Annotated in this window: 21 protein-coding genes; 11 read left to right on the forward strand and 10 right to left on the reverse strand. The window is 64.1% G+C overall.

Annotated features, from left to right (window positions below):
* Positions 1-152 precede the first annotated feature (152 nt).
* The gene (locus BUB39_RS02675; protein WP_073051484.1) at positions 153-1,082 is read left to right on the forward strand and encodes a histone deacetylase family protein; all 930 of its coding nucleotides are present in this window, start codon (positions 153-155) and stop codon (positions 1,080-1,082) included.
* On the opposite strand, the gene BUB39_RS02680 is transcribed toward BUB39_RS02675, so the two are convergent.
* Positions 1,079-1,714: a MarC family protein gene (locus BUB39_RS02680; protein WP_073051485.1), complete on the reverse strand. Its 636-nt coding sequence runs from the start codon at positions 1,712-1,714 to the stop codon at positions 1,079-1,081. The genes BUB39_RS02675 and BUB39_RS02680 overlap by 4 nt on opposite strands.
* Positions 1,715-1,845: 131 nt before the next feature.
* On the opposite strand from BUB39_RS02680, the gene BUB39_RS02685 reads away from it, so the two are divergent.
* Entirely contained in the window at positions 1,846-2,097 is a 252-nt protein-coding gene (locus BUB39_RS02685; protein WP_073051486.1) for an exodeoxyribonuclease VII small subunit, read from the forward strand.
* Between the two features lie 99 nt (positions 2,098-2,196).
* Complete coding sequence (locus tag BUB39_RS02690; RefSeq protein WP_073051487.1) at positions 2,197-3,120, forward strand: pirin family protein; 924 nt, start codon at positions 2,197-2,199, stop codon at positions 3,118-3,120.
* A gap of 26 nt (positions 3,121-3,146) precedes the next feature.
* On the opposite strand, the gene BUB39_RS02695 is transcribed toward BUB39_RS02690, so the two are convergent.
* Both BUB39_RS02695 and BUB39_RS02700 read right to left on the reverse strand, forming a co-directional pair.
* A complete protein-coding gene (locus BUB39_RS02695) occupies positions 3,147-3,437 on the reverse strand; it encodes a Dabb family protein (protein WP_073051488.1) in 291 nt (96 codons plus the stop codon).
* 83 nt (positions 3,438-3,520) lie between these two features.
* Positions 3,521-4,741 (reverse strand): alpha/beta hydrolase family protein, encoded by a 1,221-nt coding sequence (locus tag BUB39_RS02700; protein ID WP_073052704.1) that lies wholly within the window; start codon positions 4,739-4,741, stop codon positions 3,521-3,523.
* Positions 4,742-5,093: 352 nt separating this feature from the next.
* Between BUB39_RS02700 and dxs the strand changes: the two genes are divergently transcribed.
* Together dxs and BUB39_RS02710 are read left to right on the forward strand one after the other, a co-directional pair.
* Complete coding sequence (gene dxs / locus BUB39_RS02705; RefSeq protein ID WP_073051489.1) at positions 5,094-7,016, forward strand: 1-deoxy-D-xylulose-5-phosphate synthase; 1,923 nt, start codon at positions 5,094-5,096, stop codon at positions 7,014-7,016.
* A 42-nt stretch (positions 7,017-7,058) separates the two neighbouring features.
* Entirely contained in the window at positions 7,059-7,700 is a 642-nt protein-coding gene (locus tag BUB39_RS02710; RefSeq protein ID WP_244540127.1) for an SCO family protein, read from the forward strand.
* Between the two features lie 28 nt (positions 7,701-7,728).
* On the opposite strand, the gene BUB39_RS02715 is transcribed toward BUB39_RS02710, so the two are convergent.
* Positions 7,729-8,568: an SDR family oxidoreductase gene (locus BUB39_RS02715; RefSeq protein ID WP_073051490.1), complete on the reverse strand. Its 840-nt coding sequence runs from the start codon at positions 8,566-8,568 to the stop codon at positions 7,729-7,731.
* Between the two features lie 95 nt (positions 8,569-8,663).
* Here BUB39_RS02715 and BUB39_RS02720 point away from each other — a divergent pair, with 95 nt between their 5' ends.
* Positions 8,664-9,581, forward strand: coding sequence for a LysR family transcriptional regulator (locus BUB39_RS02720; RefSeq protein ID WP_073051491.1), 918 nt, complete (start codon positions 8,664-8,666; stop codon positions 9,579-9,581).
* Here the strand turns inward: BUB39_RS02720 and BUB39_RS02725 are convergent.
* Positions 9,578-10,042, reverse strand: a complete 465-nt coding sequence (locus tag BUB39_RS02725; protein ID WP_139251320.1) for a YybH family protein — start codon at positions 10,040-10,042, stop codon at positions 9,578-9,580. The genes BUB39_RS02720 and BUB39_RS02725 overlap by 4 nt on opposite strands.
* A 15-nt stretch (positions 10,043-10,057) precedes the next feature.
* Positions 10,058-10,960, reverse strand: coding sequence for a c-type cytochrome (locus BUB39_RS02730; RefSeq protein WP_073051493.1), 903 nt, complete (start codon positions 10,958-10,960; stop codon positions 10,058-10,060).
* 70 nt (positions 10,961-11,030) lie between these two features.
* Here BUB39_RS02730 and BUB39_RS25390 point away from each other — a divergent pair, with 70 nt between their 5' ends.
* Genes BUB39_RS25390 through BUB39_RS02745 form a run of 4 tightly spaced genes read left to right on the forward strand, consistent with a single transcriptional unit; the run spans position 11,031 to position 13,957 of the window.
* Positions 11,031-11,174 carry a hypothetical protein gene (locus BUB39_RS25390; protein WP_175561709.1) on the forward strand — a complete coding sequence of 48 codons (144 nt, stop codon included), beginning with the start codon at positions 11,031-11,033 and terminating at the stop codon, positions 11,172-11,174.
* Between the two features lie 35 nt (positions 11,175-11,209).
* Positions 11,210-11,911 carry a YoaK family protein gene (locus tag BUB39_RS02735; RefSeq protein ID WP_084526846.1) on the forward strand — a complete coding sequence of 234 codons (702 nt, stop codon included), beginning with the start codon at positions 11,210-11,212 and terminating at the stop codon, positions 11,909-11,911.
* Positions 11,912-11,963: 52 nt separating this feature from the next.
* A complete protein-coding gene (locus BUB39_RS02740) occupies positions 11,964-12,728 on the forward strand; it encodes a TlyA family RNA methyltransferase (RefSeq protein ID WP_073051495.1) in 765 nt (254 codons plus the stop codon).
* Entirely contained in the window at positions 12,728-13,957 is a 1,230-nt protein-coding gene (locus tag BUB39_RS02745; RefSeq protein WP_073051496.1) for a class I SAM-dependent RNA methyltransferase, read from the forward strand. The genes BUB39_RS02740 and BUB39_RS02745 overlap by 1 nt, the downstream gene beginning before the upstream one ends.
* Here the strand turns inward: BUB39_RS02745 and BUB39_RS02750 are convergent, their stop codons facing one another.
* Both BUB39_RS02750 and aroC read right to left on the reverse strand, forming a co-directional pair.
* A complete protein-coding gene (locus tag BUB39_RS02750; protein ID WP_073051497.1) occupies positions 13,958-15,052 on the reverse strand; it encodes a DUF1176 domain-containing protein in 1,095 nt (364 codons plus the stop codon).
* 71 nt (positions 15,053-15,123) lie between these two features.
* Positions 15,124-16,209 (reverse strand): chorismate synthase, encoded by a 1,086-nt coding sequence (gene aroC, locus BUB39_RS02755; RefSeq protein ID WP_073051498.1) that lies wholly within the window; start codon positions 16,207-16,209, stop codon positions 15,124-15,126.
* A 433-nt stretch (positions 16,210-16,642) separates the two neighbouring features.
* On the opposite strand from aroC, the gene BUB39_RS02760 reads away from it, so the two are divergent.
* The gene (locus tag BUB39_RS02760; protein ID WP_073051499.1) at positions 16,643-16,900 is read left to right on the forward strand and encodes a DUF1344 domain-containing protein; all 258 of its coding nucleotides are present in this window, start codon (positions 16,643-16,645) and stop codon (positions 16,898-16,900) included.
* A 360-nt stretch (positions 16,901-17,260) separates the two neighbouring features.
* On the opposite strand, the gene BUB39_RS02765 is transcribed toward BUB39_RS02760, so the two are convergent.
* Together BUB39_RS02765 and BUB39_RS02770 are read right to left on the reverse strand one after the other, a co-directional pair.
* A complete protein-coding gene (locus BUB39_RS02765; RefSeq protein WP_073051500.1) occupies positions 17,261-17,980 on the reverse strand; it encodes a class I SAM-dependent DNA methyltransferase in 720 nt (239 codons plus the stop codon).
* 34 nt (positions 17,981-18,014) lie between these two features.
* Positions 18,015-18,593 (reverse strand): histidine phosphatase family protein, encoded by a 579-nt coding sequence (locus BUB39_RS02770; RefSeq protein WP_084526847.1) that lies wholly within the window; start codon positions 18,591-18,593, stop codon positions 18,015-18,017.
* Between the last annotated feature and the right edge of the window lie 4 nt (positions 18,594-18,597).

Raw genomic sequence — 18,597 nt, forward strand, 5'->3', positions numbered from 1 at the left:
GGTCACACCGGCCCAGAGAATGCCGTACGGACGCAGAATCGGCTTCCGCAGGCGCGTCAGGGATCGTCCGGGGCTCGCTGCGCGTTGTTCGTCCTGCTATGAACGAAGCGCCCGGCACGCGGCTGCGCGCAACCCTTGCGAGGCGGATATCCATGGCGACGCTCCTGATCGGAAATCCGATCTTCGCCCGGCACATCGTTCCCTTCGGCCATCCTGAACGCCCCGAGCGCATCATCGCGGTCGAGGCCGCGCTCGCCGAGCCCGGCTTCGATGGGCTGCTCCGCGAACGTGCCGAGATGGCCGACGAGGCGATGGTTCTGCTCTGCCATCCCCGCGCTCATCTCGATGCCCTGCGCCACGCCAGCCCCAGCGAAGGCATGGGCCGGCTCGACGCGGACACGATCATGTCGCCCAAGACACTGGAAGCGGCGCTGACCGCCGTCGGTGGCGCGTGTCAGGCGGTCGACGCCGTGATGGAACGCCGCGTGGCGAACGCCTTTTGTGCCATGCGCCCGCCCGGCCATCACGCCGAGCCCGAACAGGCGATGGGCTTCTGCTTCTTCAATCAGGCCGCGATTGCGGCGCGCCATGCCCAGAGGGCGCATGGCGCTGAACGCGTCGCGATCATCGATTGGGACGTGCATCATGGCAACGGTACGCAGGCGATCTTTTGGGATGATCCATCCGTCCTGTATGCATCGACGCACCAGATGCCACTCTATCCCGGCACAGGCGCCGCCTCGGAAACCGGCGCCGGCAACATCGTCAATGCACCGCTGCCGCCAGGCGCGGATGGAGAAGCGTTCCGCGCGGCATTCGAAACGCGCCTCCTGCCGGCGCTCGACGCTTTCCGCCCCGACCTCATCATCATCTCAGCTGGCTTCGACGCTCATTGGCGCGATCCGCTCGGCGGCCTCGAACTGCGCGAGGAAGATTTCGCCTGGGCGACCGACGTCTTGATGCAACGGGCCGAACGGGACTGCAGCGGGCGTATCGTCAGCATCCTCGAAGGCGGCTATGACCTGAAAGGACTGGCCGGATCCGTCGCCGCCCATGTCACGCGGCTGATGGCCAGCGCCTAGCCGAGCCAGCCGGGAAAAAGCTTTCCGAGCGAGCCGACTATCATTTCCATCGCGATGGACGCCAGCACCAGCCCCATCAGCCGGCGGGTTAGCGACAGCGTCATGGGCGACATCCAGTGGCTGATGAATGGCGCGGCTAGTGTGGCGATGCCGAAGAATACGAGATAGAGGGCGAGCGTGATGGCATAGACGCCGATCGCGCCCGCTTCAGCCGAGGTCTGCGCGAAGACGATGACGGTTGCCATCGTCCCCGGTCCGAATGCGATCGGAATGCCGAGCGGATAGATGCCGATGCTGGAAGCCGAGGGGAACTTGGCTTGTTCCGAGGGCGTCCCCGCGTGGGAGGGATGATCCTCGCCATTCAACATCGACAGCGCGATGAGCAGCACGATGAGCCCGCCTGCCAGGCGGAAATGCGGGATATCGATGCCGAACACGTTGAGCAGCGCCCTGCCGATCAAAGCGCAGATCACGCTGCCGATGGTGACCGTCGCGATCATGGCGAGCGCCGTGCGCCGGCTGCTGGCGGCGTCTTGCCCGCCTGTCATGGCAAGAAAGACCGGTAGCGTGGTCAGTGGATTCATGATCGCAAACAGGGCCGCAAAGAACTTGAAGCCTACGGTCCAATCCATTGGTCACGGTCCTTCCGATTCCGCCATATGGCTCAGCATAGCCCGGCTGCATATGTGACGGCCACAGGCGCCGCGCTTGCGTCGCGGCGGTGGATGACGGAAAACATGACGATGTACCGGGAGAACGAACCATGACCGAGACGGCCACGCCGATCGCCGACCTCTCCTTCGAGAAGGCGCTCGCCGAGCTCGAATCGATCGTCGGCCATCTCGAACGCGGCGATGTTCCGCTCGAGGAGTCGATCCGAATCTATGAGCGCGGCGAGGTCCTGAAGAAGCATTGCGAGGCCCTGCTGGCGCAGGCCGAGGCCAAGGTCGAGAAGATCCGGACAGGCGCATCGGGCCAAGCGACCGGTACCGAGCCGCTCGACGTCGAAGCGTGACCCGCACTTCGTGAACGGTGCGTCGTCACGGACGGTCCTTTCAGTCGGGCAGCATCGTCGCCAATTCTGGAGAATGCAGCCAGCGGGAAAGGGGACGCCATGAGCGGAGCTTCGGACAAGGACCCTGTTTTCGGTGACGCGGCGTCAAGCGACGCTGTCGAACTGGTGGTGGTTCCCAGAACCGCCGATATTGGCGGCTTTCTCGTTCGCCGCGCGCTGCCGACAGCCAAGCGGCGCATGATCGGGCCGTTTATCTTCCTCGATCAGATGGGCCCTGGCGATTTTCCCTCCGGCGAGGGCCTTGATGTGCGGCCGCATCCTCATATCGGCCTTGCCACCGTGACCTATCTCTTCGACGGCGAGATCATCCATCGCGATTCGACCGGGGTCGAGGCCGCGGTTCGCCCCGGCGACGTCAACTGGATGACCGCCGGGCGCGGCATCGCGCATAGCGAGCGTTCGAGCGAAGCGTTCCGGCACAGTGCGAATGACCGCCGCCTCTCCGGCCTGCAGACCTGGGTGGCGCTGCCGAAGACGCATGAGGAGGTCGCCCCTCGCTTTCATCATCATGATGGCGCCAGCCTGCCCGAGATCGAGGCGGGCGGCGCCAAGGTCCGCCTGATCATCGGCGAAGCTTGGGGCGAGAACTCACCCGTCGAGACCTTCAGCGACACCATCTATGCCGAACTGGTGCTTCAGCCCGGCAGCAGCGTTCCGATCGATCCGGCCCATGTAGAGCGCGGCCTCTATCTGTTCGAAGGCGAGATCGAGATCGCAGGCGATGTCTTCGAGGCGGGGCGCCTGCTGGTGCTCCGACCCGGCGATCCGATCACCGTCCGCGCCCGGAGCGCCTCAAGGCTGCTGCTGGTCGGCGGCGCCCCAATGGATGGCCCGCGTCACATATGGTGGAACTTCGTCTCCTCGTCGAAGGAGCGGATCGACCAGGCAAAGGCAGAGTGGAAGGCCGGCCGCTTCGACAAGGTGTTCGGCGACGAAAGCGAGTTCATCCCGCTGCCGGAGTGAGGCGCCCCTCCCTTCGCCCTTCAGAATCAAAGCGGCGCGTAGTCGATCTCGAGGAATTCGGCGACTTCGGGGATCCAGCGGTCGCGCACGAAAGCGACGTGGTCCGGATGGGTGTTGTAGCCCTCATAGGCCGACGCATCGGCAAATTCCATCGAAAAGCCGAAATCGAAGCCGTTCTTCGGGCTCACTTGACGCAGCCGCTCGAAGGCTTCGACGCCGGGAATGCGCCCCAGCACGCGTGCGGCATCGAGAAAGGCCGCCTCCGGGGCGGAGCCCTTCGCGTGGTGAAGACGGAAGACGACGGTGTGGCGGATCACGGGGTAGCTCTCCAGATGACAAGGCAGACAGACTAGCCACGAATGGCCGCTTGCAGGATAGGCCGCCTAGCGGCGAAAGCGCGCTATTTGAGGCTATCGAACCAGATCTTCCATTGCGCGACGGCCGTCGCGAACGTGCCGCGATGATCGGTCTTGCCAGTCGAGATCGCCTCAACGGCCGTGTTGCCGCCGCCGATACCCTCTTGATAGTTCATAGCGAGCTTGGCGAGGCCCACCGAGACCACTTCATCGGACTCGCCGTAATAACTGCGCACCGGCGTCTTGATGATCCAGCGGAAGGCGTCCGACGCGGCCGCAATCCGGCCATAGGCGCTTTCGGCGAAGAAGGTCGGATCAAAATATTCCGGCCGTATGAGCTTCTTCAGATCGGTCGGCAGCGCGCTGATATCGCTTGATTCGCGCTCGTAGATCTTGCGAGCCGTTTCATAATAATCCTCGTTGACGAAAGAGCGCGCGAGACCCGGCATGCCGTAATAGTGCTCGAACGAGAAGCTGGACAGCACGTAAAGGATCGAGATCCAGGAGGCGTCATTCTCGCGTGGAAAATCGAGAAATCCGCTGAGGAAGGAATAAAGGTCGGCGGGGCCGGAAGCCGTCGAGGCGGCTGAAACCGCGACGCCGGATTTTTCCAGTTTCTCCAAGAAGGCCATGGTGACATAGCCGCCCTGTGACCAGCCGCCGAGGAAGAGCTTCGACGTCGAGAGACCCATGCTGCCCATGACGGCGCGCGCCGCCAGCAGCATATCGAAGGTCGCCTGCTGGTGGCTGCCCTTCACGCCATAGCCTTCAGGCTCCTTCGAGGCCCCCATCCCAAAATAGTCCGCGCCGATGAGCGCATAGCCTTGGCCGGCGAACTGGGCGAGCATCAGCTCCGTTTCGGAGGAATTCTCAGGATAGGAGGGAACGTCCTCTTTGCCGTAGACCGTGCCGTGCTGGTAGGAGACGAGCGGAAAGTCCTTGCCGCCGGTATCGGGAATGGCGAGGAGGCCCGTGGCGACGATCGGCTTGTTGCCGCGCTCCGGAACGACCGACGGGTAGGTCACGCGATAGAGCTGCACGCCATTGACGGCGGGCGAGTAAGTCACTGAAACGCCGAAGACCTTTGGGGCTTCGGTCGTCAGAATCTCGTTCAGCTTGGCGGCATCCCAATGGCCGATCGGCTCATAGCTCACGCCGGCCGCGACGGGCGTAGACTCATCGGCCCATGCTGCCTCGATGGTCGGGAAAGCGGACAGCGCGACCAGAGCCGCCAGGACGGCAGCGCCGCGGAAAAGGCAGAACATGAAGGCCCCCTGGCCCGCCAAGGCGAGCCCGATGTTGCGTCGCGCCCACACGTTCGCGCCAGGGAGCGCGTCAACCGCATGACACGAATGGTTCGGTATGAATTGCGAGACGGATGGCCGCGCTGCAGCCGGCGATGATCATCGATCCGCGCCAACGCCAAGGTCAAGCTGGAAACCAGATATCACGCGCGATTCCGCCATTCTCTGCAGGCGGTCCGAGGTCGTTACTCCCAGTCGGCACCGCTTTTCCAAGTGATCACAGGCACATTGCGAGTCCTGCACAATCGTCGCCGCGTTGCCTCGGACCTGCGGCTCGTGTAACCGTGTCGAACGCAAACAAACTCGACTTGAGATGACCGGCAAGCTCGATACGCCCCTCCTCGACAGCGTCGTCAATCCGCAAGACCTGCGGCAGCTTCCGGAAAGCGCGCTCACCCAGCTCGCCGAGGAACTTCGCGCTGAGACGATCAACGCCGTTTCCGTGACCGGGGGCCACCTCGGTGCGGGGCTCGGCGTGGTCGAGCTCACTGTTGCCTTGCACTATGTGTTCGACACGCCACGCGACCGCATCATCTGGGACGTCGGACATCAGGCCTATCCGCACAAGATCCTGACCGGGCGCCGCAAGCGCATCCGGACGCTGCGCCAGCCGGGCGGCCTTTCCGGCTTCACCCGCCGCGCCGAAAGCCCGTTCGACCCGTTCGGCGCCGCGCATTCATCGACATCGATTTCCGCCGGGCTCGGCATGGCGGTCGCCCGCGATCTTTCAGGCAGCGACAACGCCGTCGTCTGCGTGATCGGCGACGGCGCGATGTCGGCAGGCATGGCCTATGAGGCGATGAACAACGCCGGTGCACTCCGCTCGCGGCTCATCGTCGTCTTGAACGACAATGACATGTCGATAGCGCCGCCCGTCGGCGCGATGTCAGCCTATCTCGCGCGCCTCGTTTCCGGCCGGGCCTATCGCTCGATCCGCGAGGTGGCGAAGCAACTCGCGAGCCACCTGCCGCGTTTCTTCCACGATAAGGCGAAGCGCACCGAGGAATATGCGCGCGGTTTCTGGACCGGCGGCACGCTGTTCGAGGAGCTCGGCTTCTATTATGTCGGGCCGATCGACGGTCACAATCTCGATCACCTCCTGCCGGTGCTGCGCAACCTGCGCGATGCGCCGCAGGGACCGATCCTGCTGCATGTCGTGACCCAGAAGGGCAAGGGCTATGCGCCGGCTGAAGCGGCCGCCGACAAATATCATGGCGTCAACCGCTTCGATGTCATCACCGGCAAGCAGGCCAAAGCAACGCCGAATGCGCCGAGCTATACCCGCGTCTTCGCCGAAAGCCTGATCAAGGAAGCCGAGCGGGACGAAAAGGTCGTGGCGATCACCGCCGCAATGCCATCCGGCACTGGGCTCGATCTGTTCGGCCAGGCCTTTCCGGCCCGAACCTTTGATGTCGGCATCGCCGAACAGCATGCCGTCACCTTCGCTGCGGGCCTTGCCTCGGAGGGATTCAAGCCGTTCTGCGCCATCTATTCGACCTTCCTGCAGCGCGGCTACGACCAGATCGTGCATGACGTGGCGATCCAGAAGCTGCCCGTGCGCTTTGCGATCGACCGTGCTGGCTTTGTCGGCGCCGATGGGCCGACGCATGCCGGCTCGTTCGACACGGGGTTCCTGACCGCCTTGCCCGGCATGGTGGTGATGGCGCCGTCCGACGAAGCCGAACTCGTGCACATGATCGCGACCGCCGTCGCCATCGATGACGCCCCCTCCTCCTTCCGCTATCCGCGTGGCGAAGGCGTGGGCATCGAATTGCCGGCACGTGGCGAAGTGCTCGAGATCGGCCGCGGCCGGATCGTCAAGGAAGGGTCGAAAGTCGCCATTCTCTCGTTCGGCACCCGACTTGCCGACGCGATGAAGGCTGCCGAGGAGCTCGATGCCTATGGGCTGCCGACCACCGTTGCGGATGCCCGTTTCGCCAAGCCGCTCGATACGAGACTGGTACTCGACCTCGCCCGCAACCACGAAGTCGTCATTACGATCGAGGAAGGCGCGTCAGGCGGCTTCGGCACACAGGTGCTGTCGTTCCTCGCCGGAGCGGGTGCGTTCGATCGCGGACTCAGAATCCGCTCGCTGGTGATGCCGGACTTCTTCGTCGAGCAGGATAAGCCCGAAGCGATGGTCTCAAAGGCTGGGCTCGATTCGCGCGGCATCGTCGCGACGGTGTTCGAGGCGCTTGGACGGGATAGCGAAGCGGCTGTGATTCGCAGCGCGTGATCGCGCTGGCGGCGCTGCTCGGCATAACGTGATTTTGCGCCGGTGCGGCTGAGCCGCTATCTCTTCGGCATGAAAGCTCCCCGCAAAGCCGTATCCCGCCCGATCCATCTTTTCCGGATCGTCCTCTGGCTCATCGTCGCCGTGGCCGTGCTCGGCGTTGCCGCCTATGCCTGGCGCGCCGAGACCGGCGGCCGGTTGATGGCGAGCAGCATCGGCGGTCCGTTCAGCCTCATCGACCAGAAGGGTAACCCCGTCACCGAGGCGGATCTGAAGGGTCATCCCTCGCTGATGTTCTTCGGGTACACCTTCTGCCCTGATGTCTGCCCTACAACCCTGCTGCAAGCCTCGAACTGGCTGAAGGCGCTAGGTCCCGACGGGGACCGGCTGAAGGTCTATTTCGTCACCGTCGATCCCGAACGCGACACCGTGGAACAGCTCGGCAATTATCTACAGGCCTTCGATCCGCGCATCACCGGGTTGACGGGCCCGCGCGACAAGCTCGACCCGATGCTCAAGGCCTTCCGGGTCTATTCGAAGAAGGTCGGCGATGGCGACGACTACGCCATGGACCACACGGCCGCCGTCTATATGCTGAATGCCGATGGCGACCTGGTTGGCACCGTCGACTACCAGGAAGACGAGGCGACCGTGATGGCCAAGCTGAAGCAGCTGATGGCCGGCTGAACCGGCCACCGCAACACTCTGCCTGCGATCAGGCGGGCAGCTTCGGCGCCACACGCGCGCGCATGAACGCCATATAGGCATCCTCAGAGGTTTCGCGACGGGCGCGTACCAGCGGTTCGATGTCCTTGGTCGCGACATAGCGCAGCCGGTCGGTTCCATCTGTCGCGGCCGCGAAGATCACCTCCGCGACCTCTTCGCTTGTGGCACCAGCCCGCCCTTTACGCAGGCCCGCGAACACCGCCTCCGCACCGGCGATGAAGGCGTCATAATCCGCGATCCGCTCGACCTCGCCCGCCTCGGCGGCGCTGCGCTCGCCGAAGCGGGTGCTCGTGACGCCGCCTGGCTCGACCACCTTAACGGCGACACCAACAGAAGCGAGCTCATAGGAGAGCGACTCCGAGAAGCCTTCGAGCGCGAATTTCGAGGCGACATAAAGCGAGATCATCGGCAGCGCGAAGACACCGGCGCCCGAGCTGACATTGATGATGACACCCGAGCGATGGGCGCGAAAATGCGGAAGAATGGCGCGTGTAACGTCCATCAATCCGAACAGATTGACCGCGAATTGCTGCGCGATCTGCGCGCGGGGTGTCTGTTCGAAGATGCCGAAGAGGCCGAAGCCGGCATTGTTGACGAGAACGTCGATGCGGCCGAACCGTCCGATCCCCGCGGCGATGGCGGCGTCGATGCTGGACGGGTCCTCGACATCGAGGCCCGTGACAAGGACGCGGTCGCGAGTGGCGAGTGCGCCTCCTGCTTCCGGTTTGCGCATGGTCGCGACAACGTTCCAGCCGCGATCGGCAAAATGATGCGCAGTGGCTTCGCCGAAGCCGCTTGAGCAGCCAGTGATGAGGACGGTGTTGGGCATGGAAGGCTCCTTCGTCTGGAGCAACACATATGCGGCGCGACGATTGATGTGATAATCCGTTCAATCTCGCATGGCGCGATGCAGCGAATTGGACAATGACCGCCGACCTCAGTCTTGGTGATCTCAACGCGGTGGCGACCGTGGCGGCCACGCGAAACTTCCGCGCCGCCGCGGTCGAGCTCGGCATTCCGCCATCCTCTCTGAGCCACGCCATCGCCAGCATCGAGCGCCGCCTCGGCGTGCGTCTCTTCAATCGGACGACCCGCAGCGTCGCCCTGACCGAGGCGGGCTCCGACTTCCTTGAGCGCGTCAGGCCGGCGCTACACGACATTTCGGCGGCGGTCGAGATGGTCAATCGCTTCCGCGCCACACCGGCGGGGCTTCTGCGCCTCAACGGATCGGAAGGCTCCGTCGAACGGGTGCTGCCGCTCGTGCTCGATTTCCTGGATGCCTATCCAGACATGCGCGTCGACATCGCCAGCGACGGCCGACTGGTCGATATTGTCGCCACCGGCTTCGACGCCGGCCTTCGCCTTGCCGAGGCGGTGCCGCAGGACATGGTCGCCGTGCCCGTGGGTAACGACGAGGCGTTCTCCGTTGTCGGCACACCGGGCTACTTCGCCAGCCGGCCACCCCTGGCCGTTCCGGGCGATCTCTTCGCGCATGCGTGCATTCGCACGCGCATGGCGAGCGGGGCTATTCATCGCTGGGAATTCGAGCACCAGGGCGAAACGGTCGTCATCGACCCGCCGGGCCGACTGACGCTCGGCAGCCACGACCTCAGCCTTCGGGCGGCGCGGGATGGCGCGGGGCTCGCTTATGTGACGGAGCGCGCGGCGCGCGAAGACCTCGCATCCGGCCGGCTGCTGCGCGCGCTCGCGAGCTGGACACCCGCTTTTCCGGGCCTCTGCCTCTATTATCCTCGGCAGAGACTACCCTCAGCGGGGCTCGCGGCCTTTATCGCACATGTCCGCGCTGCGCGGGCGCGTCCGCTTGACCCGCGAAAGGCCTAGCGCGCCGCCCCCTCTTCCTCATAGGCCATGAAGCGGATGATCCGCCAATGGCCGTCGGCTTCCTTGCGGAAGATGTCCATGCCAGGTTCAACCACCTTGATTTCGCCCGGCGTGACGGTCAGCGTCCAATCGAGCCTGACCACGGCGAGGTCGCCTTCGACGATAACTTCCTTGATCTCTGGCACGTAGCGGAATGTACGCGCCGGATCATCAATGGCACGGGTGAGCAGGCGACAGCGGGTCGCGTAACCCGCCTCACCCTGCCCGCGATAGTCGGAGATCAGGTCCTTCGAGAAGAGATCGCAGACCTCGCTCTTGCGGCCGGCGTTGAAATCATCCGTCCAGTGCAGAAGGCGCGCGCGGATATCGGCGCCGGGATCAGCCAGAGCCTGGGAGGAGAAAGCGCCAAAGGTGCCCGCGACAAGAACCAAGGCCTGCAGAGCCTGTCTCCATCTCCGCATCCGCTGTGTTCCTCATCAGGGAAAGGCCTTCTGCTGGAAGGCGGTCCGTTCGACCTTGTTGTTGATCGGCGGGATGGTGCGCAAGTAGGCAACCACGGCATCGACATCATCGGCGGTCATGTTCTTGTAATAGTCATAGGCCATCGGCGGAGCCAGCCTGTGACCATCCTCACCGATCCCCTCGGTGATGGCACGCGCGATCTGCGCGTCGGTCCATGTCCCAATGCCGGTTTCCTTGTCAGGCGTGATGTTGGCGGTCCGCACCGACATGCTCGGCCCGAGCGTAATTTCGAAGCCGCCGGCTCCGAGATGGCCGGCAAAATCCGGCGCGCCCTGTGGGCCCGGCGTGGTGTGGCACTCGAAGCAATGGCCGAGCGCATTCACGATATAGCCGCCATAGGCAACCTTGTCGGATTTCGGCGGCGCCGGCAGTCCTTTTGCGGGCGGCATGGCCTGCTGGGGAATGTTGTATCTCGCCATCGGCACGGCGTTTTTGACCGGCTTGACGGTGCGCAGATAGGCAACGATCGCCTTCACATCGTCGTCCGACATGTTGTTGTAGGTTGGAACGGGCATCGGCGGGAATATGATACGGCCGTCCTTCTGCGCTCCTTCACGGATAGCATGGATGATTTCCTCGTCGGTCCAGCCGCCGATGCCGGTTTCCTTGTCCGGCGTGATGTTGGCCGAATAGGCGTTGAAAGCTGGCTCGTCGAAATGGAACCCGCCGGCGAGCGTCTTGTCCATGATCGGCCTGAAGTCTGGGCCGAGCGGCGTGTGGCAACTGCCGCAGGCGACCGGTCCATTGACCAGATAGGCGCCGCGCGCGACGAGTGGATCGTCCGCTGCGGCCGAGCCGCCGACGAAAGCTAAGGTCAATCCGGCAACAAATGATGACAGCAGCGTCGCGTGGCGCATGAAATCCCCCCGGTTCATAGCCTTCTGGAACAGTTCTTAACATTAAGCTTGGATGACCGGAAGCGGATGCATGACCGACGAGCAAAATGACGATAAGTCGCCGATGATGTCTTGTCGTCTATTTGCGCCGCAGCAAAACGGCACCACGACGCCGATCTGTCGCATCCCTCGTTCGATGACGATCCACGCCGCCGCCGCTATCCTCCGCCGATGATTGGGCGCGATATCGCGTCGTCTCGGAGACCCATCATGCGAATGCCTGCCATTCCGCTCGCCGTGCTACTCGGCTTCAATGGCGGTTTCGTCGATACGGCCGGCTTTCTCGGACTGCAGGGTCTGTTCACATCGCATGTCACCGGCAATTTCGTGACGCTCGGCGCGTCATTGGTGCTCGGCACGTCGGGCGTCCTCACCAAGATGCTGGCCATCCCCGTCTTCATCACCGCGGTCGCTCTGACGCGGTTTGCCGGCAATCGCCTCGCCGATCGCGGACGTGCGTCGATGCCTGCCCTGTTCTCGGCCCAGGCGGTGCTGCTCGGCGTTTTCTTCCTCTTGGCCGTGACGTTCGGCCCGTTCGCCAACGGCGATGCGCCCATGGCCATGCTGGCCGGACTGACGGGCGTCAGCGCGATGGCCATCCAGAACGCGGTGCAGCGGATGCATCTCGCCAGCGATCCGCCGTCGACGATCCTGACCGGCACCACGACGCAGTTTGCCATCGATCTGATGGATCTCATCACCGGGCGTCCCAGCATGGCTAGCGCAGATGCGCGGCGCCACTTCATGGCCTTCTTTCGGGCCATCATATGCTTCGGTTCCGGGTCCATGCTCGCCGCAGCCAGCTTCTACTTCGTCGGCCTCGCCTGCCTGATCGTCGCGGTCGCGGTTGCCAGCTTCGTGGCGATCCTCAAAGCTCGCGAGGTATCCGGCGAGACCGGCATGCTGATGTGACGGCGCGAATAAGCTTGCTTCGCCAGGGCATCCGCTTCATTTCTCCGCGACCATGAACAGCCCTTCCACCAATGACCGCGCGCTCCGCCTCGACCAGGCGCTGGTGGCACGCGGCCTCGCTCCGACCCGTGCGCGCGCCCGCGACGCTGTGTTGCGCGGTCATGTCCGTGTCGACGGCAAGCCGGTGGCAAAGCCGTCCTTCACGGTTGCGCCCGACGCCGCGCTGGCGCTCGATGATCCGGCCGCGCGCTATGTTTCCCGCGCGGCGCTGAAGCTCGTCGCTGGTCTGGACCATTTTGGCTATGACGCAGCCGGGCGCACGGCGCTCGATATCGGCGCCTCGACCGGCGGCTTCACCGAGGTTCTGCTCGAGCATGGCGCGGCCAAGGTTCATGCGATCGATGTCGGCCATGGGCAGCTCGACCCACGCATCGCGGCCGACCCGCGCGTCCAGTCGCGCGAGGGGCTCAATGCTCGCGACCTCGTTGCCGATGATCTCGGCGAGCCGATCGAGGCCGTCGTCTCCGACGTGTCGTTCATTTCACTTCGCCTCGCCTTGCCGCCAGCGCTCCACCTCGCCGAGCCCGGCGCGTGGGGCCTGTTCCTCGTCAAGCCGCAATTCGAAGTCGGCCGCGCAGGCATCGGCAAGGGCGGCATTGTCCGCGATCCCGCCGAGGGCAATGCGGCGGCCGAAGCGATCGCCGCATGGCTCGCGGACAGCATGGGCTGGACCGTGGACGGCCTGATCCCCTCGCCGATCGCCGGCGGCGACGGCAATCACGAGTTTCTACTCGGTGCACGGAAAGCAGAGACCTGATGGCCGAACGGCTCCAGATCACATCCCTCGGTCATGAGGGCGACGGCGTCGCCGAGCGAAACGGCGCGAAGATCTTCGTGCCGTTCACCCTGCCCGGCGAAACCGTCGAGGCGGAGGTCATGGGCGAGCGCGCCCGGCTCATCTCGGTCATCGAAGCTGTACCGGACCGCGTCACGCCGTCCTGCCGGCATTTCGGTAGTTGTGGAGGATGCAGCGTCCAGCATATCGCACCGGCAGCCTATGCGGCTTGGAAGCGCGACCTCGTGGAAACGGCGTTCGCGCAGCGCGGCATCGACGTCGATGTCGAGCCGCTGGTGCCGCTGGCCCCGCATACGCGTCGGCGCGCCGTCTTCACCATCGAGCGTGACGGCGACCGCGCGTTGCTCGGCTTCAACCGCCGCGACAGCCATGACCTTCTCGATATCGAGGAATGTCCGCTGACCGTCCCCGCGATCGAAAGCCGCCTCGCGCGCCTTCGTACCCTTGCGATCACGGTTCTCGCACGTGCCAAGCGCGGCAAGATGATCGTCACAGCCACCGACACGGGCCTCGATGTCGCGATCGAAGGCGGCATCACCCCGCGTCGGACGGATTTCGAATCGCTCGGCCGCAATGTCGCTGAGGGTTGGTTGGCGCGTCTCACCATCGATGGCGTGGAGATCGCAACCAGCCGCCAACCTGAGCTTCGCCACGGCGACACGGTGCTTTATCCAGCCGCCGGCGGCTTCCTGCAGGCCGCGGCGCCCTCCGAGCAGGCGCTCGCCGACCTCGTGGATGCCTCGATCGGCAAGGTCGGGCCGGCGGTCGATCTCTTCTCAGGCATCGGCACGTTCACGCTTCGCCTCGCCCGCCGCTTCCCGGTGTTGGCCGTCGAAAACGACGCCGGTCTCCTCAAGGCGCTCGACCGCTCGATGCGCTTTTCCAAGGGCATCAAGACGGTGACGACGCGGCGACGCGATCTGATGCTCAATCCGATGGCGCCGCCGGAACTGAAGCCGTTCAAGGCAGTGGTTTTCGATCCGCCGCGCGCCGGCGCCAAGGCGCAATGCGAGATGCTGGCGAAATCCGCGGTGCCGCGGATCGTCGCCGTCTCCTGCAATCCGGCGACGCTCGCCCGCGACGCCCGCATCCTGATCGATGGCGGCTATCGACTCACCCGCGTCACGCCCGTCGACCAATTTCTCTGGTCGGCCCATGTCGAGGTGGTCGCCGCCTTCGAGAAGGGGTGATCAGCCCTTCTGCGCGCGGTAGAGCACCGGCCAGTCATCCGGCATCACGCCGCGGCAATTGTCCATGGCCTGATAGGTCAGTGCGACGAAGCCTTTGCCGTCGAAAGCCCATTCGGTGAAGTCGCCGCAATCGCCGAGGCCGCGTCCCTTGAAGGCGGAATTCAGCGTCTTGCTGGTATCATCGACATAGGCGTTCCAGAGCCAGGTCGGATCATCCGGCTTCACGCCCGGAACCTGCGAACTCCACTTCTGGCCCGGCTTGCCGTCCACGAAGAGGCGGAAGTCATAGGCAAAGTTATAGGCACCGGTCGAGGCGCAGGCGCCCCAGAGCGAGGCCCCGCCGGGCAGCGAGAAGGCGACATAGGGGGATGTGCCTTCCATGCAGTCCGAGGACGGCTTGGCGGCCGACTTCGGTGCCTTGGGCAACGGATCGGCCATTTCTGCGACAGGCAGCGACGTGACGACCGGCAGCGCGGGCACCGGCGGAATCGTGTCAGCGCCGGCATCGCCCTTCTTGACCAGTGCCGTCACGGTGCCGATCCGCTTCTGCGTATCGTCCATCTGCAGAAGCGCCGCGGCGGAACCGGCGAGGGAGACCACCTGGCTACTGAGCTTCTTGTTGCCGTCATAGAGGTTGATCGTAATCTTCTTGGCTGACCGAAGGGCGGCAAGAAGATCCGGCACCGCGCTGGCGGGCAGCGTCAGCCGATAGAGATCGCCATTGGCTTCGAGCGGCAGAGCGCCGGTCGGCAGCCCACCTTCCTTGTGGGCGTCCAGCGACAGGCGGACGGTCGGCACTTTCGGCTTGGCCGTCGCATCATCAGGGGGATAGACAACAAACGACACTGCCGGAACCGCATCTGCAGCACCATCGCGCGCGATGCGAAGATAGCCGGAGAGCGAGCTGTCGTCCGAGGTCATGCCGATCGCTACGCAGGCGCGGGCATTGTCGCAGCCAACGACCCAATCCTTGTAGTCCTTGAGCGCGCCCGCCGTCGCCTGCGCAGCCAAGGCCTGCCCGCAGAGCGGCGACAGCGCCGAGGCCCCGAGCGCGGCGGCAGCCCACAATATCGGGCGGGAAAGGCGGGTCGGCATGTCTGTCTCTCCTGACGTTCTTTGCTGGACCGGAAGCACCCCCGGGCGCGCGCATTAAACGCAGAAGAGACTTAACCGTTTTGACCCCGATGGCGCAAAAAGTGGTCCGCGACGGCGCAGGCGACCATCGCCTCGCCGATCGGCACCGCGCGGATGCCGACGCAAGGATCGTGACGGCCCTTCGTCATCACATCGACCTCGTCGCCGGCCGCAGTGATCGAGCGGCGCGTCGTCAGGATCGATGAGGTCGGCTTCACCGCAAAACGAGCAATGATGGGCTGACCGGTCGAAATGCCACCAAGGATGCCGCCGGCGTGATTGGAAAGGAACAGCGGCTCGCCGTCATTGCCGATCCGCATCTCGTCGGCATTCTCCTCGCCGGTCAGCGCAGCAGCGGCGAAACCTTCGCCGATCTCGACGCCCTTGACGGCATTGATCGACATCAGCAGCGCAGCGATATCCTGGTCGAGCTTGGCATAGATGGGCGCGCCAAGGCCGGCCGGCACTCCTTCTGCCACGATTTCGATCACCGCTCCCACGGATGAACCGGCCTTGCGGATGCCGTCGAGATACTCTTCCCAAAGCGTCGCCGTGACCGGATCGGGGCAAAAGAAAGGATTGTTGTCGACCTCGTTCCAGTTCCACCGGCTGCGGTCGATCGCATGCGGACCGATCTGGACCAGTGCGCCCCGAATGCTGACGCCCGGCACGACCTTCCGCGCGATCGCACCGGCCGCAACACGCGCTGCGGTCTCACGCGCCGAGGATCGTCCGCCGCCGCGATAATCGCGGATGCCATACTTGGTGTCATAGGTGAAGTCGGCATGGCCGGGTCGGTAGCGATCCTTGATATCGCCATAGTCCTTGGAGCGCTGGTCGACATTCTGGATTTCGAGCGCGATCGGCGTGCCGGTGGTCAGCAGCGTGCCATCGTCCTGAAGCAATACACCGGAGAGGATGCGGACCTCGTCCGGCTCGCGGCGCTGCGTCGTGAAGCGCGACTGCCCGGGCCGGCGCTTGTCGAGCCAGCCCTGAATTTCGGCCTCGGAGACAGCGATTCGCGGAGGGCATCCGTCGATGATCGCCCCGAGCGCCGGACCATGGCTTTCGCCCCAGGTGGTCACGCGAAAGAGATGGCCGAATGTGTTGTGCGACATGGATCGATCCCGGGCTTCAGGACGGGTTCTAGAAAGCCAGCGCGATGCCGTCAAACACTGATACGGCGTGTGGGCGGGATGACCGTGCCCACGCTTACAAATGAGAGCCGATTAAATCTCATATCTTTGATTATAAGCGTTGCTACGATCAGCCTTATCTATGATCACGCATTTGTGAAACAGGGGCGTTCCTTGCAATCGAACCGGTCGGTTTGATCCGTTTCGGAGCATGAAATGCCTCTTTTCGGCCCTCGACCGCTCATGACGTCAGACACCCAATGAATTCAAGGGCGCGGTGGAGTCACATCCTTGTGACTTTCATCTTGGGCGTGACAGGCCCATTTCAACCGCGTCGGCAACGGGCGCGGCGGATCGGTAGGGAACTGCTCCACACCCGCGTGAGCCGCACAAACGGGACTACGGAGTGAATACTATGCGTGGACTTATGATAGCTGCCGCTACGATCGGCCTCCTTGTTTCGGCAGGCTCTGCTATGGCTGCCCAGGAGACCCGGGGCACCATCAGCCAAGTCAATCCCGCAACAGGCACATTGACGCTGCGGAACGGCGAGACCTACACGTTCTCGAACCCGACCGTGCTGATCGGATTTATTCCGGGCGAGAATGTCGGCGTCACCTATTCCGGCAACAATCAGGGCATTGGCGCGTTCGATCCCGACCGCGCTCGCTGACTGACCGATACTGGTCTCCTGGAAACAGTGGACCCCTGACCTCCCCCGAGACGGCCTCCCCCACCCCAGGGAGGCCGTCTTGCCCTCAGGACTACCCGCAAAAAGCAGACGGGGATGCGGTCCGATCGAGCAAGTGGCTTTGCAGCGGCGGGAGACTGCGCCATTTGCTTCCGGTCCGGTCCCCAGGCAGTGATTGCATAGGCCGGATGTTCCGGCATGGCGGCCGTTATCCTGCCAGCTTGACGACGATACTGACCGACCGGTCCGGAGTCATCGAGCCGCGCTGAACGATTTTCGAACGCGTCCGTTCGGCCGACCCTGTCGTTCACGTGTCAATGATTGTTGCCCGCAGGGCTCCGCTCAGGCTGGCTTGTGACAGAGATAGGCCTGGAAATGCAGGCGGGTGAGCGTCACGATTCCGTCGATCTCGAACATCTCGTCGAAGAAGAAATAGGGCAGGCTCGCCGAGACCTTGAGGCCTCGTGCAGCCAACAATTCCTGGATCGCCGCGTCGGGATGCAGGATCATCCGCTGTCCGGACCCAGTGGCGATCCCTTCGCGCGCCTCCGGATTCGGCGGCGAAAGGATCCGGGCGACGTCGAAATAAAACGCGCCGCCGGGCCGCAGGATGCGGTTCGCCTCATCCAGGACGACACCGAGATCGGGGATGAAGTGCAGCACACCATTGCAGACGATGTGATCCGCAGAGGCTGATTCAATCGGATATGGCGCTTGGTTGAGATCGTGGAGATGAAGCGCCTCGCAGATACCCTTGGCACCGCAGGCCGCGAGTAATCCAGCCGAGGCGTCGAGCCCGATGATCGTGCAGCCGGCCTTGCGGAACAGCGCGGCACCAAGTCCCGTGCCGACACCGAAATCAACGATGTGCTGGCTGGGGGCAAGATGAGGATAGACAAGGCCGAACGAGACCTGAGGCCCGAGCCAGCCTTGATTGGCCTGCGCATCATAATCGGTGAACGCATCGTAGAAGGCGATCACCTTGGCCGAAGCCGCATCGGTTGGCGGCGGCGGCGGCGACGCTGGCCGCTCGCGTCGAAACAAATCTGTCAGGCGGCCCATATCATCTCCCAGCCCGGCTCGCAGCGAAGCCTCGTCACACCCAGATCACATGTTCGCCGTCCCAGATCATGACACGGTCCTGACGGATATTCAGCACCGGTGCGGTTTCCGGGTCGAGACCCTGCAGGAGGCCCAGAAGGACCCGGCAGACCCCCCCATGCGACACCGCGACGGTGTCGCTCTCGACCGTGTCGAGCCAGGCACCAATCCGCACCGAAAGATCGCTGTAGCTTTCGCCGAAGGGCGGGGTGAAGCTCCATTTGTCCGCTTCGCGAGCGGCGACGAGATCAGGCCATTGGGCGTGCAACTCGGACGACGTGTAGCCTTCCCAATGGCCGAAGGTGATCTCCTTCAGGATCGGATCGACATGATAGGCGGAGGGATCGAGGCCCATAGCGCCGCGCACGATCTCCATCGTCTCACGCGTGCGGGCCAGCGGGCTCGCCACGAAGTCGAAATCGATGGCCTCCGGCATTCGTGTCTTCAGCGTCTCGCCGTTACGGCGGGCCTGGCTGCGACCGTGCTGATTGAGCGGGATATCCTTCTGGCCCTGGAAGCGCCCTTCGGCGTTCCAGTCGGTCTCACCGTGCCGGATAAAGACGATGCGCGGCACGTTG

Origin of the sequence: Kaistia soli DSM 19436, assembly GCF_900129325.1 — a bacterium.
GTDB classification, from domain to species: Bacteria; Pseudomonadota; Alphaproteobacteria; order Rhizobiales; family Kaistiaceae; genus Kaistia; species Kaistia soli.

What these genes read in the sequence shown, in the direction of transcription:
- BUB39_RS02700 (WP_073052704.1), bottom strand. Translation starts at nt 4,741, where the DNA reads ATGTTCTGCCTTTTCCGCGGCGCTGCCGTCCTGGCGGCTCTGGTCGCG.
- aroC (WP_073051498.1), bottom strand. Translation starts at nt 16,209, where the DNA reads ATGTCGCACAACACATTCGGCCATCTCTTTCGCGTGACCACCTGGGGC.
- BUB39_RS02680 (WP_073051485.1), bottom strand. Translation starts at nt 1,714, where the DNA reads ATGGATTGGACCGTAGGCTTCAAGTTCTTTGCGGCCCTGTTTGCGATC.
- BUB39_RS02690 (WP_073051487.1), top strand. Translation starts at nt 2,197, where the DNA reads ATGAGCGGAGCTTCGGACAAGGACCCTGTTTTCGGTGACGCGGCGTCA.
- BUB39_RS02715 (WP_073051490.1), bottom strand. Translation starts at nt 8,568, where the DNA reads ATGCCCAACACCGTCCTCATCACTGGCTGCTCAAGCGGCTTCGGCGAA.
- BUB39_RS02675 (WP_073051484.1), top strand. Translation starts at nt 153, where the DNA reads ATGGCGACGCTCCTGATCGGAAATCCGATCTTCGCCCGGCACATCGTT.
- BUB39_RS02750 (WP_073051497.1), bottom strand. Translation starts at nt 15,052, where the DNA reads ATGCCGACCCGCCTTTCCCGCCCGATATTGTGGGCTGCCGCCGCGCTC.
- BUB39_RS02765 (WP_073051500.1), bottom strand. Translation starts at nt 17,980, where the DNA reads ATGGGCCGCCTGACAGATTTGTTTCGACGCGAGCGGCCAGCGTCGCCG.
- BUB39_RS02745 (WP_073051496.1), top strand. Translation starts at nt 12,728, where the DNA reads ATGGCCGAACGGCTCCAGATCACATCCCTCGGTCATGAGGGCGACGGC.
- BUB39_RS02720 (WP_073051491.1), top strand. Translation starts at nt 8,664, where the DNA reads ATGACCGCCGACCTCAGTCTTGGTGATCTCAACGCGGTGGCGACCGTG.
- BUB39_RS02730 (WP_073051493.1), bottom strand. Translation starts at nt 10,960, where the DNA reads ATGCGCCACGCGACGCTGCTGTCATCATTTGTTGCCGGATTGACCTTA.
- BUB39_RS02735 (WP_084526846.1), top strand. Translation starts at nt 11,210, where the DNA reads ATGCGAATGCCTGCCATTCCGCTCGCCGTGCTACTCGGCTTCAATGGC.
- BUB39_RS02740 (WP_073051495.1), top strand. Translation starts at nt 11,964, where the DNA reads ATGAACAGCCCTTCCACCAATGACCGCGCGCTCCGCCTCGACCAGGCG.
- dxs (WP_073051489.1), top strand. Translation starts at nt 5,094, where the DNA reads ATGACCGGCAAGCTCGATACGCCCCTCCTCGACAGCGTCGTCAATCCG.
- BUB39_RS02725 (WP_139251320.1), bottom strand. Translation starts at nt 10,042, where the DNA reads ATGCGGAGATGGAGACAGGCTCTGCAGGCCTTGGTTCTTGTCGCGGGC.
- BUB39_RS25390 (WP_175561709.1), top strand. Translation starts at nt 11,031, where the DNA reads ATGACCGACGAGCAAAATGACGATAAGTCGCCGATGATGTCTTGTCGT.
- BUB39_RS02685 (WP_073051486.1), top strand. Translation starts at nt 1,846, where the DNA reads ATGACCGAGACGGCCACGCCGATCGCCGACCTCTCCTTCGAGAAGGCG.
- BUB39_RS02760 (WP_073051499.1), top strand. Translation starts at nt 16,643, where the DNA reads ATGCGTGGACTTATGATAGCTGCCGCTACGATCGGCCTCCTTGTTTCG.